The sequence below is a fragment of the Xanthomonas albilineans genome (assembly GCF_009931595.1).
GTDB classification, from domain to species: Bacteria; Pseudomonadota; Gammaproteobacteria; order Xanthomonadales; family Xanthomonadaceae; genus Xanthomonas_A; species Xanthomonas_A albilineans.
Window position 1 is genome coordinate 791,415 of the sequence record NZ_CP046570.1, and the last position, 13,647, is coordinate 805,061.

Below are 13,647 nucleotides of genomic sequence, written 5' to 3' on the forward strand. Positions count from 1 at the left end.
GCTCTGGACATGAGACCGGTTGGCGCTCGCGCCGGAAACGGGTCTAATAGCGCCAGAAGTGGGGGTACCGCTGGCGCAGGCCGCGGTTGAGACAGTCCCTTGGAACCTGATCCGGTTGAGACCGGCGTAGGGAAGCTTCGCAAGTCCGCTGTCGGCCTCTTCCCGTTGCCACTGGACCCGCGCCGCCGCTTCGTCCCCCATGCGAGTTCGTTTGCTCGCCACCGTTCCGCGCCCGGCGCGGGTCACCCGAACCAGGACGAATGCCGATGAATGCCATGCCCAACCCACTCCAGCAGCAGACCGATACCCTGTCCGCTGCGGTAACTCGCCCCATTCCCGGCTCGCGCAAGATCTTCGTACAAGGCTCGCGCCCCGACCTGCAAGTGCCGATGCGCGAAATCGTGCTGACCCGCACCCCGACCGTGTTCGGCGGCGAGGAGAACGCACCGGTGAGCGTCTACGACACCTCCGGTCCGTACACCGACCCGCAGGCCCGGATCGACCTCGGTGCGGGTCTGGCGCCGCTGCGCGCGGGCTGGATCGCCGAGCGCGGCGACACTGTCGCGCTGGCGGGGCTCAGTTCCCACTTTGGCCGCGAGCGGGAGGGCGACGCGCGCCTGCAGGCGGTGCGCTTCCCCGCGCGGCATCTGCCACGGCGGGCGCTGGGCGGTGCCAACGTCACTCAGATGCACTATGCGCGGCGTGGCATCGTCACTCCCGAGATGGAGTTCGTCGCGATCCGCGAGAATCAGCGCTTGGAGTTGGTGCGCGATGCGCAACTGCGCGCGCAACATCCCGGAGAGGCATTCGGTGCGGGCATCCCTGCGGTCATCACCCCCGAGTTCGTGCGTGATGAGATCGCACGCGGTCGCGCCATCCTGCCGTGCAATATCAACCATCCGGAAAGCGAGCCGATGATCATCGGTCGCAACTTCCTGACCAAGATCAACGCCAACATCGGCAACAGCGCGGTCAGCTCCGGTATCGCCGAGGAAGTGGAGAAACTGGTGTGGGCGATCCGCTGGGGCGGGGACACGGTGATGGACCTGTCCACGGGCAAGCATATCCACGAGACGCGCGAGTGGATCGTGCGCAATTCGCCGGTGCCAATCGGCACGGTGCCGATCTATCAGGCGCTGGAGAAGGTCGATGGCCGCGCCGAGGAACTGACCTGGGAAATCTTCCGTGACACGTTGATCGAGCAGGCCGAACAGGGTGTGGATTATTTCACCATCCATGCCGGCGTGCTGTTGCGCTACGTGCCGTTGACCGCCAAGCGCGTCACCGGCATCGTCTCGCGTGGTGGTTCGATCCTGGCCAAATGGTGTCTGGCGCACCATCGCGAGAATTTCCTCTATACCCACTTTGAGGACATCTGCGACATCATGAAGGCCTACGACGTGGCGTTCTCGCTCGGCGACGGTCTGCGCCCGGGGTGCATTGCCGATGCCAACGACGCGGCGCAATTCGGCGAACTGGAGACGCTCGGCGAGCTGACCAAAATCGCGTGGAAGCACGATGTGCAGACCATGATCGAAGGCCCCGGCCATGTGCCGATGCAGTTGATCAAGCAGAACATGGACAAGCAGTTGCGCGAATGCGGCGAGGCGCCGTTCTACACGCTGGGGCCGCTGACCACCGATATCGCGCCCGGTTACGACCACATCACTTCCGCGATCGGCGCGGCGATGATCGGCTGGTTCGGTACGGCGATGCTGTGCTACGTGACCCCGAAGGAACACTTGGGCCTGCCCAATCGCCAGGACGTGCGCGATGGCATCATGGCTTACAAGATCGCCGCCCATGCCGCCGATCTCGCCAAGGGCCATCCTGGCGCGCAGGTGCGCGATAACGCATTGTCCAAGGCGCGCTTCGAGTTCCGCTGGGACGATCAGTTCCACCTCGGGCTGGATCCGGAGAAGGCGCGCGAATTCCACGATGAGACCTTGCCCAAAGATGCACACAAGCTGGCGCATTTCTGCTCGATGTGCGGGCCGCATTTCTGCTCGATGAAGATCACCCAGGACGTGCGCGATTACGCCGCCGAACATGGCGTTGATGCGGAAACGGCGCTACAGGCGGGCATGGAGGAAAAATCGGCGCAGTTCCGGGCTGCCGGGGCGCAGGTATATCGGGCCGAGTAGCGCGCGGCGGGCAGCGACGGTCTGGTCGGCGTGTCGGCCAGGCCGGTGTCGATTACGAGCGGCTAACGAAACTGTTGCATCGCTGCGGGATGAGTGCAGCGCTTGGAATCCTCAGTAACCCCGATTACATGCCAGTGCCTGCGTGCTGTACGCGCCCGTGAGGGCGCGACAGTGCGACGAGAGCAAGCCGGTACAGATCACCGAGTTTCAATCCACGCGTCCGTCCAGTAGCGCTTGGGATGTGTTGCCGGTCACTACTAACGCCTGCGCCGATTGCGCATCGTCCGTCCGCTCTCAGGAGGGCCTGCTTTCAGAATCCAAGTGTTCTTGATCGCGTACACGACGCGGCGTCCGGCAATGTTGCCGTCGATCGCAAGTACGCCGAATGGGCGACACGCAGGGTATACCTTCCGGCCTGCCGCCAATGGCGAGCGCTATGGATCGGCAAGAAGGAGATCGGTTCTGTGCGTTGGCGCGTGTGCTGCGATCCACGACTGCCTGGGGTTATGCCGAGCCCATTCCCATCAAATTTTCCGCAGACTCGCGCCAGCTCGGTAGCTTATTGAGTACGCCGGTCTTGGCCAGGTAGTCTTCATTCACCTCAGTACCGCTGGCCAGCGCCATCGCCACATGGACCGCGCCGGTGATCCAGAAGCTGCGAGTGCTGGAGCGCTGTGGCTGGCGGTGCAACGCCACCGCTTCGATGATCGGCATCGGCAGGCCCCACAGGCCTAGCAGGTAGGCGCCAGCCTCGGTATGGCCTGGGCGCATGTCGTCCGCATCCACGAGTGGTTTGTATTCGTCGCGAATGCCCGGCAGCAGCATGCCGATGTCGGCCAGCAACGCCGCGGTCGAGCCGAGTTCGGCGCTGGATGCGGGCAGCATCTTCGACGCCAATTTGGAGGCGACCAGCGAGCGCCGTTGCAGCGCGTTGCGTTCGGCGTTGGAGAGCGTCTGTGCCGTGAACACCTCGCTGGCCAGTACCAAATCGCGCAGGGTGGCGGTACCCAGCCGGGTGACGGCAGTGCGCAGATCGGAGATGGTGCGACCGTTGGAGAAGAATGCCGAATTGCACAATTGCAGGATCTTGGCCGCGATCGCGGGATCGCCCGAGACCAAATTGCACAGATTGGCCGCATCGCTGCCTTCGTCTTGTTCCAGCGCGTTCATCAGGCTGAGGTACAGATGCGGCGGCGCCGGTAGCTTCTCGATACGGCCGATGCTGGTGCGCAGTCGCGGATTACCGAGCAGGTCGCGCAGCTCTTCGAGGTTGGTGATGGCTTCCAGCAACATCTCCGGCGATAGCGGCAGTGGCAGGAAGCGGTGCGCCACGCCGATGATCCGCGCCGGTGGCGCACGATTGATCTGCTCGGCTTCAATCAGCGCGATGCGAATGGTTTCCGGGCTAAGCGTGCGGATCTGGCCGAGCAGGGTGGCGGTGGTCAGGTCCGGTAGCGTCGGCGCGGCGATCACTGCGTCCAATTGCACGGTGGCGGCCACCGCGATGGCGGTATTGCCGTCCGCCGCGCTTTGGACTTGCCAATCCTCGTCAAGATCACGCAGGTATTCCGTGATTTCAGCCGGAAGGCTCGCTTCGTCGCCGACGAATAGGATACGCAAGTGAATTTACCCCAAGAAAACCCGGATCGTCCCCGACCGGTTCGATCATGCCGTGGCTCAATCTACTCCAAACCCTCCGGCACTTTCTTTGTCGGCGATGGCAAAACGTGAAATGGCATCGGTCGCGGCGGAACCTGGCGGTCCAGCCGCGGCCGTGTTTAGGCGTTGGCGTCGAAGCGAGCGACGGCAGCGCGCAGGATTTCCTTGGCTTCCGCAGCGTTACCCCAGCCGTCCAGCTTGACCCACTTGCCCTTTTCCAGGTCCTTGTAGTGCTCGAAGAAGTGGCCGATACGTTCCATCCAGTGGCCCGACACCTGAGAGATGTCCTCGATATGGGCATAGCCCTGGAACACCTTGGCCACCGGCACAGCCAGGAGTTTCTCGTCGTTGCCGGCCTCGTCGCTCATCCGCAGTACGCCGACCGGGCGGCAGCGCACCACGCAGCCGGGTACCAGCGGTAACGGCAGTACTACCAACACGTCGGCCGGGTCGCCGTCGCCGCACAGGGTATTGGGTACGTAGCCGTAGTTGCACGGATAGCGCATCGGGGTAGACAGGATGCGGTCGACGAAAATGGCGCCGCTGGCCTTGTCCACTTCATACTTGACCGGCTCCGAATCCTTGGGGATTTCGATGACGACGTTGATTTCTTCCGGCAGGTTCTTGCCGGAGGTGACCAGTTCCAGACCCATGCGTGAGCTCCAGTAGAGTGGCTTCTTGAAAGGGACCAGCATTCTAGTCGCTTGACTGTTGCAATACAGCGTCCCTGGGCCTGTGGCGATTCCTACACCCGGTTCGGATTCCGGCCCCGAGCCGATGCGGGATAGTCCGATAGCGCTAGTACCGGGCGGGTGGCACGCTGTCTGTCCTGTCCTTGAAGGAGCAAGGCGATGAACATAGTTCGGTATTTGTCAGGACTGTTGCTGATTGTGTCGGTGCTGGTCTGTGCTGGTGCGCGGGCTTCCCATGCGGAGCAGACGCAACAGGCTTACGTGGACGCGATGGACGATGCTCCGGGTGAGGGCGGGGAGACATTCGCTGATTTGGAGCAGCGACTGGTCCACGATTTCGAGCGGCTGTGCGGCGACACTTTTTGCGCAGGCGATTACAGCGCCTACCGGCCGTTGCGCTACCGCTGCTCGGTGCGTCAGCGCGATGGTGTGATCGGCCAGTGCGTGTGGACTTTCGGTGCCAGCGAGGCCAGCATCGACCCGGACACCGGCCGGGTGCTGGTCGATGCGCGGCTGTGGCAATGCATCACGCCCTTGCTGCCGCAGACCCGTCTGGCAGCGTTGTACAAGGCGCTGGCAGGTGAGCGACCGTTGCGCGCGCCGTTACCGCATCACCGGCACAGTATCAACGATGGTTTGATGGACTGCCTGACGCCATGATCGGTTGATGTTGGCGGCTGCCGGTCAGAGCGCTACCTTCTATAGTAGTGGTACCAGCAGCAGCGCTACGATGTTGATGATCTTGATCAGCGGGTTGATCGCGGGGCCGGCGGTGTCCTTGTACGGGTCGCCGACAGTGTCGCCGGTGACCGCAGCCTTGTGCGCCTCGCTGCCCTTGCCGCCGAAGTGGCCGTCCTCGATGTACTTCTTGGCGTTGTCCCAGGCGCCGCCGCCGGTGGTCATCGAGATCGCCACGAACAGCCCGGTGACGATGGTGCCGATCAGCAGGCCACCGAGTGCACGCGGTCCCAGCAGCAGACCGACCACGATTGGCACCACGACCGGTAACAGCGACGGTACGATCATCTCGGCGATCGCCGAACGGGTCAGCATGTCCACCGCGCGGTCGTACTGCGGCTTCCCGGTACCTTGCATGATGCCGGCGATCTCGCGGAACTGGCGCCGCACTTCCTCCACCACCGCGCCGGCGGCACGGCCCACCGCCTCCATCGCCATCGCACCGAACAGATAGGGGATCAGTCCGCCGATCAGCAGGCCGATGATCACGGTGTGATCGGACAGGTCGAAGGCGAAATGCGCGCTGGGGTGTGCGGCGCGCAGGTTGTGGGTGTAGTCGGCGAACAGCACCAGCGCGGCCAGCGCGGCCGAACCGATCGCATAGCCCTTGGTCACTGCCTTGGTGGTGTTGCCGACCGCATCCAGTGGATCGGTGATGGCACGCACCTCCGACGGCAGCTCGGCCATCTCGGCGATGCCGCCTGCGTTGTCGGTGATCGGGCCGTAGGCGTCCAGGGCCACGATCATGCCCGCCATCGACAGCATCGCGGTCGCTGCGATAGCGATGCCGTACAGGCCCGACAGCGCGAACGCTCCCCAGATCGCCGCGCACACCGCGATCACCGGCAACGCAGTCGATTTCATCGAGATACCGAGGCCGGCGATGATGTTGGTGCCGTGGCCGGTGGTGCTGGCCGCGGCCACGTGCTGTACCGGCGCATACTGGGTGCCGGTGTAGTACTCGGTGATCCATACGATCAGACCGGTCAGCGCCAGCCCGATCAACGCGCAGCCATAGAGGTTGCCGGCGCCGGCCGCGGTGTCGCCCATCAGTTGCTGGGTCACCGGCCAGAACGCCAGTGCGGCCAGCACCGCCGAGATCACCACTCCCTTGTACAGCGCGCCCATAATCGAACAGCCTGGGCGCACGCGCACGAAGAAAGTGCCGACGATCGACGCCACGATCGACACGCCGCCGAGCACCAGTGGATACAGCACGGCGTTGCGTCCGGCCTCGACCGCCATCAACCCGCCCAGCAGCATCGTCGCGATGAGCGTGACCGCGTAGGTTTCGAACAGGTCTGCGGCCATGCCCGCGCAGTCGCCGACATTGTCGCCGACGTTGTCGGCGATCACCGCCGGGTTGCGCGGGTCGTCTTCGGGAATTCCGGCTTCGACCTTGCCCACTAGATCGGCGCCGACGTCGGCGCCTTTGGTGAAAATGCCGCCGCCCAGGCGCGCGAAAATCGAGATCAGCGAACTGCCGAAGGCCAGCCCGACCAGTGCGTGCAGGCTGTCGGCGACGCTATGTCCCAGCCATTGCAGCGTGCCGTAATAGCCCGCCACGCCGATCAGCCCAAGTCCCACCACCAGCATGCCGGTGATCGCGCCACCGCGGAACGCGACGTTCATCGCCGGACCCAGTCCACGCCGTGCCGCCTCGGCGGTGCGCACGTTCGCGCGTACCGACAGGTTCATGCCGATGTAGCCGGCGGCTCCAGACAGCACCGCGCCGATCGCGAAGCCGCCGGCGGTGTACCAACTCAGAAACACGCCGACCAGAACCAACAGGATCGCGCCAGCGATGGCGATGGTCAGGTACTGACGGTTGAGGTAGGCGCGGGCGCCTTCCTCGATCGCATTGGCGATCTTCCGCATGCGTTCGTTGCCGGCCGGTTGTGCCAGGATCCAGCGCGTGGACACGATGCCATAGAGGATCGCCAAACCTGCGCACGCCAATGCCACGATCACCGCATATCGTTCCAACATGACCCCTCCCAAGGATGTGGATGACGCCCAGGCGCTGGACATGCTGCGGGATCGCGCCGTGGGAGCGTCAACAGACAAGGACTCCCATACGTAATGCGCCGCTGGTGCGTCTAGCAATCTCGACCTGGCCTGAGCGCCGCGAGTATGCGCCCGGCCCCGGCAGGCCGCCAGCGACGCGGTCGGGATGTGGCGCTTTGGCATTCGGTTCAGTTGGCACATGGCAGCGTGACCCATCGCTTCCGAGGAACAATTCGATGCAACCGACGCTTCCCCCCCGCATGCGCGTATCGGCGCTGGCCTTGAGCCTGTGCGTATTGGTACCCCTGAGTGCGCTCGCCGCCGACCCCACTCCGGAATTGCAGCGCTCCATCGGCGCGCCGCAAGCCGTGGGCGTGGTGCATACGATCCGGCAGATTCCTGAGGCCTGCGTGCGTTTCGAGGGCCAATACACCGGCGACGCCGCACAGCCGTATCGCTTCTCCGCCGTGCGCAGCAGCCCCACCTGTCAGCCGCGCGCCAAGCTGGTGGAGTTCGACCAGGCTAAGCCCAGCGAAGCGACCGGCTGGAAGTTCAACGATCTGATCCGCGTACCCAGCGCGGCTTGCCCCAGCCAGCAGGCGGTGGTGCGGGTCTGGCGCAAGCCAGTCGCGCTCAACACCGAGCGCGATGGTCAGGGCCAGTCGCGGATCTACCTGGAAGAGGCCAAGCAGCAGGCGGACGCTGGCAAAATTGCCCCGGTTCCAGAGTTCACCGTGCAAATGACCCTGGAAGGCACTGCCTGCCGCTGAGTGGCATGGGTTTGATGCCAAAGGCGCTCCCGCCGATGCCTTGTCCGGCAGATGCCGCTTGCGCTGGGCGGCATCTGCCAGGCTGGCCCAGCCTGCGTCCCGGGCCGTAGGTGGTCTTTCTGTGCGTGCCCCATCGCACGTGGCTTGGCGTCATCCTTCCCAGGCCGGTAGTTTTTTCTTCACCGCCACGTTTTTCAGTGTCACGTATTTGGGCAGGCCGTCGTTGCCATAAGCCAGCGGCGCTTCGCCGCGGATCAACGGTTGCAGGTAGCGGCGGGCTTTCTCGGTGATGCCGAAGCCGTCCTTGCGCAGGAACGACGGCGGCATTTTTTTCTCATGGTTGGCGACCTTGCTCAGCGGCGCGGCCTCGATCTTCCAACGGTAGGGCGCATCGCTGCTGCGCACGATCGCCGGCATCACCGCGTTCATGCCGTTGAGGGCGAATTGCACCGCCGCCTTGCCAACCGCCTGTGCCTGTTCCCAGTCGGTGCGCGAGGCGATATGGCGTGCCGAGCGTTGCAGGTAGTCGGGCAGGGTCCAGTGCACCTTGTAGCCGAGTTCTGACTTGACCTTGCCGGCGAGGTACGCCGCCACGCCGCCGAGCTGGCTGTGCCCGAACGCGTCGGTGCCGCCGCCTACATCGGCGACGAAGCGCCCGTCCGCGGTTCGAATGCCTTCGCTGGCCACCACCACGCACCAACCGACCTGATCCACCACCTTGCGCACCTGTGCCAGGAAGGCCGCCTCGTCGTAGGCGCGCTCGGGGAACAGGATGATCTGCGGTGCATCGTCCGGCGACTGCGCGGCCAGCCCGGCGGCGGCAGCGAGCCAGCCGGCATGCCGGCCCATGGCCTCGTAGACAAAGACCTTGGTCGAGGTTTCCGCCATGGCGGCCACGTCCAGCGCCGCTTCCCGCACCGCCACCGCAGTGTATTTGGCCGCCGAGCCGAAACCGGGGCAGGTGTCGGTCACCGTCAGGTCGTTGTCGATGGTCTTGGGCACGCCGATGCAATGCAGGGGATAGTCGAATGCCTGTGCCAGTTGTGCGACCTTCCAGGCGGTATCGGCCGAATCGTTGCCGCCGTTGTAGAGGAAGTAGCGTACCTGATGCGCTTGCAACACTTGTAGCAGGCGCTCGTACCTGGGGCGATCGGCTTCCAGCGATTTGAGCTTGTAGCGGCAAGAGCCGAAGGCGCCGCCCGGGGTGTGTGCCAGCGCGCGGATCGCCGCCGCCGATTCCTTGGAGGTGTCGATCAGGTCTTCGCGCAGTGCGCCGAGAATGCCGTTACGCGCGGCCAGCACCTTGACCTTGCGCGCCCGTGCTTCGCCGATCACGGCGGCGGCGCTGGCGTTGATGACGGCGGTGACGCCGCCGGATTGGGCGTAGAGCAGGGTGCCTTGGGCCATGGTCGAGGGTCGCTCCTGGGGTGGGGACATTGCCGGGACATTGCCCGGATGCGGTAAACTGAGAGGCTTGCGGCGCAGCGTGGACCTATGAGTCTAAACGCGGCAGGTCATGCACGGTAATTTCCTTGAGGAGTCAGGTTGATGCGATTGGTTCTATTGGGACCGCCCGGATCGGGCAAGGGCACGCAAGCGGCCCGTCTGAAGGACACGCTGCAGATTCCGCACATCTCCACCGGCGATCTGCTGCGCGCGGAAGTCGCCGCCGGCACGCCGCTCGGGGTCCAGGCCAAGGAAGTGATGGCGCGTGGCGATCTGGTTTCCGACGATATTCTGCTGGGCATGCTGGCATCGCGCCTCAGTCGTGAGGACGTGCGCAACGGCTTCATCCTCGATGGCTATCCGCGCAATCTTGCCCAAGCTGGGGCGCTGGACGAATTGCTGGCCAAACTCGGCCAACCGCTGGGCGCGGTGGTGCAACTGGACGTGGCCACCGATCTGCTGGTGGAGCGCATCGCCGGCCGTGCCAAGGCCGAGGGGCGTGAAGACGACAATCCCGCGTCGGTGCGCAAGCGGTTGCAGGTGTACAACGATTCGACGGCGCCGGTGATCGGCTTCTACGATAAGCGCGGCACGCTCGCGCGCGTGGATGGAGTCGGCTCGCTGGACGAGGTGCTCGCCCGCATTCTGGCCGCGATCGGTCGCTGAGGCGACAGCGACCTTCCGCGGATGCGCTTGGCGCGCGTCCGCCGGTCACGTTGCGCGCTGCTCACCGCCGCGTTAGGGCGTCGTGTTGGGTACAGCGAGGCTGTGCAATGTGAGCGTCTGCCGAGCCTGTTTGCTCGTGCATGGCGCATCCGAATACTGCCACCGTGCAGTCGCCGTGGTATCAAGCCATTTGCCGGTTTGCCTGGGTCGGGGGATCGGCGACAATCGGCTCATGAGCAAAATCCATATTCTCGGCATCGCCGGTACGTTCATGGGGGGTGTCGCCGCGTTGGCGCGTGAACTCGGCTATGTGGTCGAGGGTAGCGACCAGGCGATCTATCCGCCGATGTCCACGCAGTTGGAGCAATTGGGCATCGCGTTGAAGCAGGGGTACCTGCCGGAGCACATCGAGGCCGACTGCGCGCAGGTGATCGTCGGCAATGCGCTCTCGCGCGGCAACCTCGCCGTGGAGGCGGTGCTCGATGCCGGACGCGCCTACATTTCCGGGGCGCAGTGGCTCAGCGAGCAGGTGTTGCCCGGGCGCGAGACGCTGGCAGTGGCGGGCACCCATGGCAAAACCACCACCACCAGCATCCTGACCTGGCTGTTGCAATCGGCGGGTCGCGAGCCGGGGTTCCTGATCGGCGGGGTGGCCGAGGATTTCGGCGTGTCGGCGCGCCTGGGCGGTCCGGTCGCGGCCCCGCAGCGGCCGTTGTTCGTGGTCGAGGCCGACGAATACGACACCGCGTTCTTCGACAAGCGCAGCAAGTTCGTGCACTACCGGCCGCTGGTGGCGATCCTCAACAACCTCGAATACGATCACGCCGATATTTTTCCCGATGTCGCCGCGATCCAACGTCAGTTCCACCACCTGGTGCGCACGGTGCCGCACCGGGGCCGCCTGATCGTCAATGGCGAGGACGCGCATCTGCGCGAGGTGCTGGCGATGGGCTGCTGGACGCCGGTGGAGCGCTTCGGCTTCGATCCGGGGTTCGATTGGAGCGCGCGTCTGCTTGCCGCCGATGGCAGCCGTTTTGCGGTGCTGCATGCAGGCCAGCAATTGGGTGTGGTCGAATGGTCGTTGCTCGGTCGCCACAACGTGATGAACGCGCTGGCGGCTTTGGCGGCGGCGCATGCGGTTGGCGTGGCGCCTGCGCAGGTGATCCCGGCGCTGGCGCGTTTTCGCAGCGTCAAGCGGCGGCTGGAAGTGCTTGGTCAGGCGCAGGGCATCACCGTGTACGACGATTTCGCCCATCATCCCACCGCGATCCGCACCACCCTGGAAGGGTTGCGTGCCAAGGTCGGTACGGCGCGCATCGTGGTGGCGATGGAGCCGCGCAGCAATTCGATGCGCTTAGGCGCGCATGCCGATGCGCTGGCGCCGTCGCTGGAGGTGGCCGATGCGGTGGTGTTCCTGCAGCGTCCGGAACTCGCATGGGACGCCGGCAAAGTGATCGCCGCAGTGCGCGGCCAGGCTCACGCCGCCACCGACGTGGACGCGCTACTGGCGGCGTTGCAGACGCAGGCACGCGCGGGCGACCATGTGGTGTTCATGTCCAACGGCGGTTTCGACGGCGCGCCGCGGCGTTTCCTGGCGGCGCTTCAATGATTATGATCGGACGCAGCGGAGTGTGCGAGTGAGCGTGGAGCGAACGACGCTGCCGCTATTCATGCTGCATAAAGTGCTGCTGCCAGGCGCATCGATGAAGCTGCGCGTGTTTGAGCCGCGTTATCTGGATATGGTTCGCGAGTGCGGCCGTCACGACAGCGGTTTCGGTGTTTGCTTGATCATGCATGGCAGTGAGGCCGGTGCCGCAGCGTTACCGGCGGAGTTCGGCATCGAGGCGCGCATCGTCGATTTCGATGTCGGCACCGATGGCGTGCTGCTGTTGAGTCTGCGCGGCGCGCGGCGCTTTCATGTGGCGCGTCACTGGACTCGCGACAATGGCCTGGTGGTTGGCGATGTGGCGTGGTGCGAACCGGATCACGACGACGAACTGCGTCCGCAGCATGCGCTGCTGGCGACGCTGCTGGAGAGCCTGTTGGACCAGGCGGCTGCGGTGTATCCGGTGGTCGGGCCGCGCCTGCTGGATCAGGCCGCCTGGGTCGGCTGGCGTCTGGCCGAACTGCTGCCGCTTGACGAACGGCAACGCCTGTCACTGTTGCAGCAAGACGATCCGCACGTGCGGCTGGAGCAATTGCTGGCCTGGATTCCGTGAGCGGCGATTCATGACGTCGTGCCGATTTTCGCGCCCGATTCGGTGCCGGCGTTGCTTGGTGTGGCACATAAGCCAGCCACGCGCTGCGTCCCATGAGCGCGAAGATCGGCGGGCGACGGTATCCTCGACAGCGCCGCGCTCCTGCGTTCAGCCTCGGGCTGATCTGTGTGGATGATGATTGGTCGCGATCCTCCCGCATCGCAGCTGCCACCGGCAATGGCCCAGCGCACCGGGCGGTCGGATACCCGTACATCGTTTCCACCTATGATCGAGGAAACTTCAGATGACGCGTTCTTTCCTGCTTTTACTGCTCTCTGCCAGCGGTTGCCTGAGTCTTCCGGCTATGGCCGCAGGCGCTGTCGCCCCTGGCGCTGGCGTGTGTTTGGACGGCTCCATCGTCCAGGTGACCGGCAACGCCGACCAGCCGGTAGCCAAGACCTGTCTGGCCGATGCCATAAAGGGGTTTCCGCTGAAGCGTGGTCAGTTGGTCGCGATCGAGCTTCCCGAAAATAATTCGACCGGCATGTCATGGGCGTTGCGCACTCTGCCGCGGTCGCTGTCGCTGATCGACGTCTCTCGCCGCCCGAGTAGCTCCTGTGGCAAGGGAGAAGTGGGGTGCGGTGGGAGTGTCATCTTCACCTTCAAGGCGATGAATCGTGGCAATGGTGTCGTCGACCTGATCTACGCGCGGCCCAGGGAAGAGCAGGCTTCGGATTCGCGATCTGTCAGGCTTAAGGTGAAGTAGTCGGGTTCCACGCAGGTCAGGGTCGTCGCCGCGGTCGCCGCGCTTGGTGTGTGATCGTAGTCTTATTTACTGCGCCGCTTTACTGCGCCGCGGGCTCGATCGGTGCGGCGGTGGGAGCCGAGGTTCAGTCCAGCGGTGCCTGTATTTCGCCGTCGCGGTGCAACAGCAGTACCGACCTTGGACTTGTTACGTGTGGGCAGGGCGTGCAGTGCTTCGGTCAGCGTGTTCGCTGCCGCCAGAGACAGCGGTCGCTACATCCGGATCAAATTGAAATGGTGTTAGTAGCGCAGGCTTTGTGCGCTGCCGATCCATAGCGGTACGTCAGCCCGGCTGAAGGTGGAGTTCGTCTGCGCGCTTGCCGGGCAAAGCATCAGCAGCGATTCCATCCGGGTGTATCCAACCTTGCTGGCAACACCGGCACCTGTGTGGGTATGCGCTGTGTCGTCGTGCTGTGGTGTAACCGTTAGCCCATGGCAACGAGTTGGCGTTGCAACGACGTTAGCGCTCCGGCCACCTGTAAGTTAAGTGACCAGCGTTGGTCGGCGTCGAATGCGTTGCATC

11 protein-coding genes and 1 riboswitch are annotated in these 13,647 nt (G+C 64.5%); of the genes, 7 read left to right on the forward strand and 4 right to left on the reverse strand.

Features of this window, described 5'->3' with window-relative positions; all coding sequences use genetic code 11:
* Positions 1–50 precede the first annotated feature (50 nt).
* Positions 51–151, forward strand: a riboswitch (TPP riboswitch).
* A gap of 115 nt (positions 152–266) precedes the next feature.
* Positions 267–2,144: a phosphomethylpyrimidine synthase ThiC gene (gene thiC / locus XaFJ1_RS03520; RefSeq protein ID WP_045757192.1), complete on the forward strand. Its 1,878-nt coding sequence runs from the start codon at positions 267–269 to the stop codon at positions 2,142–2,144.
* A gap of 504 nt (positions 2,145–2,648) precedes the next feature.
* Here the strand turns inward: thiC and XaFJ1_RS03525 are convergent.
* On the reverse strand, positions 2,649–3,764 hold the full coding sequence (locus XaFJ1_RS03525; protein WP_012915290.1) for an HDOD domain-containing protein: 1,116 nt from the start codon (positions 3,762–3,764) through the stop codon (positions 2,649–2,651).
* 158 nt (positions 3,765–3,922) lie between these two features.
* The gene (gene ppa, locus XaFJ1_RS03530) at positions 3,923–4,456 is read right to left on the reverse strand and encodes an inorganic diphosphatase (RefSeq protein ID WP_012915291.1); all 534 of its coding nucleotides are present in this window, start codon (positions 4,454–4,456) and stop codon (positions 3,923–3,925) included.
* A gap of 198 nt (positions 4,457–4,654) precedes the next feature.
* Here ppa and XaFJ1_RS03535 point away from each other — a divergent pair, with 198 nt between their 5' ends.
* Positions 4,655–5,155: a hypothetical protein gene (locus XaFJ1_RS03535; protein WP_045756734.1), complete on the forward strand. Its 501-nt coding sequence runs from the start codon at positions 4,655–4,657 to the stop codon at positions 5,153–5,155.
* Positions 5,156–5,194: 39 nt separating this feature from the next.
* Here XaFJ1_RS03535 and XaFJ1_RS03540 read toward each other — a convergent pair whose 3' ends face one another.
* Positions 5,195–7,222: a sodium-translocating pyrophosphatase gene (locus XaFJ1_RS03540; RefSeq protein ID WP_012915293.1), complete on the reverse strand. Its 2,028-nt coding sequence runs from the start codon at positions 7,220–7,222 to the stop codon at positions 5,195–5,197.
* Positions 7,223–7,500: 278 nt separating this feature from the next.
* Here XaFJ1_RS03540 and XaFJ1_RS03545 point away from each other — a divergent pair, with 278 nt between their 5' ends.
* On the forward strand, positions 7,501–8,010 hold the full coding sequence (locus XaFJ1_RS03545; RefSeq protein WP_407071001.1) for a hypothetical protein: 510 nt from the start codon (positions 7,501–7,503) through the stop codon (positions 8,008–8,010).
* A gap of 150 nt (positions 8,011–8,160) precedes the next feature.
* On the opposite strand, the gene XaFJ1_RS03550 is transcribed toward XaFJ1_RS03545, so the two are convergent.
* Positions 8,161–9,417 carry a 6-phosphofructokinase gene (locus tag XaFJ1_RS03550; RefSeq protein WP_012915295.1) on the reverse strand — a complete coding sequence of 419 codons (1,257 nt, stop codon included), beginning with the start codon at positions 9,415–9,417 and terminating at the stop codon, positions 8,161–8,163.
* Positions 9,418–9,558: 141 nt separating this feature from the next.
* On the opposite strand from XaFJ1_RS03550, the gene XaFJ1_RS03555 reads away from it, so the two are divergent.
* The 4 genes from XaFJ1_RS03555 to XaFJ1_RS03570 all read left to right on the forward strand — a co-directional run bounded on the left by XaFJ1_RS03555 (position 9,559) and on the right by XaFJ1_RS03570 (position 13,086).
* Positions 9,559–10,122 carry an adenylate kinase gene (locus tag XaFJ1_RS03555; RefSeq protein ID WP_012915296.1) on the forward strand — a complete coding sequence of 188 codons (564 nt, stop codon included), beginning with the start codon at positions 9,559–9,561 and terminating at the stop codon, positions 10,120–10,122.
* 232 nt (positions 10,123–10,354) lie between these two features.
* Complete coding sequence (gene mpl / locus XaFJ1_RS03560; protein ID WP_012915297.1) at positions 10,355–11,731, forward strand: UDP-N-acetylmuramate:L-alanyl-gamma-D-glutamyl-meso-diaminopimelate ligase; 1,377 nt, start codon at positions 10,355–10,357, stop codon at positions 11,729–11,731.
* 61 nt (positions 11,732–11,792) lie between these two features.
* Positions 11,793–12,341: an LON peptidase substrate-binding domain-containing protein gene (locus tag XaFJ1_RS03565; RefSeq protein WP_045756735.1), complete on the forward strand. Its 549-nt coding sequence runs from the start codon at positions 11,793–11,795 to the stop codon at positions 12,339–12,341.
* A 283-nt stretch (positions 12,342–12,624) separates the two neighbouring features.
* On the forward strand, positions 12,625–13,086 hold the full coding sequence (locus tag XaFJ1_RS03570) for a protease inhibitor I42 family protein (RefSeq protein ID WP_012915299.1): 462 nt from the start codon (positions 12,625–12,627) through the stop codon (positions 13,084–13,086).
* Positions 13,087–13,647: the final 561 nt, after the last annotated feature.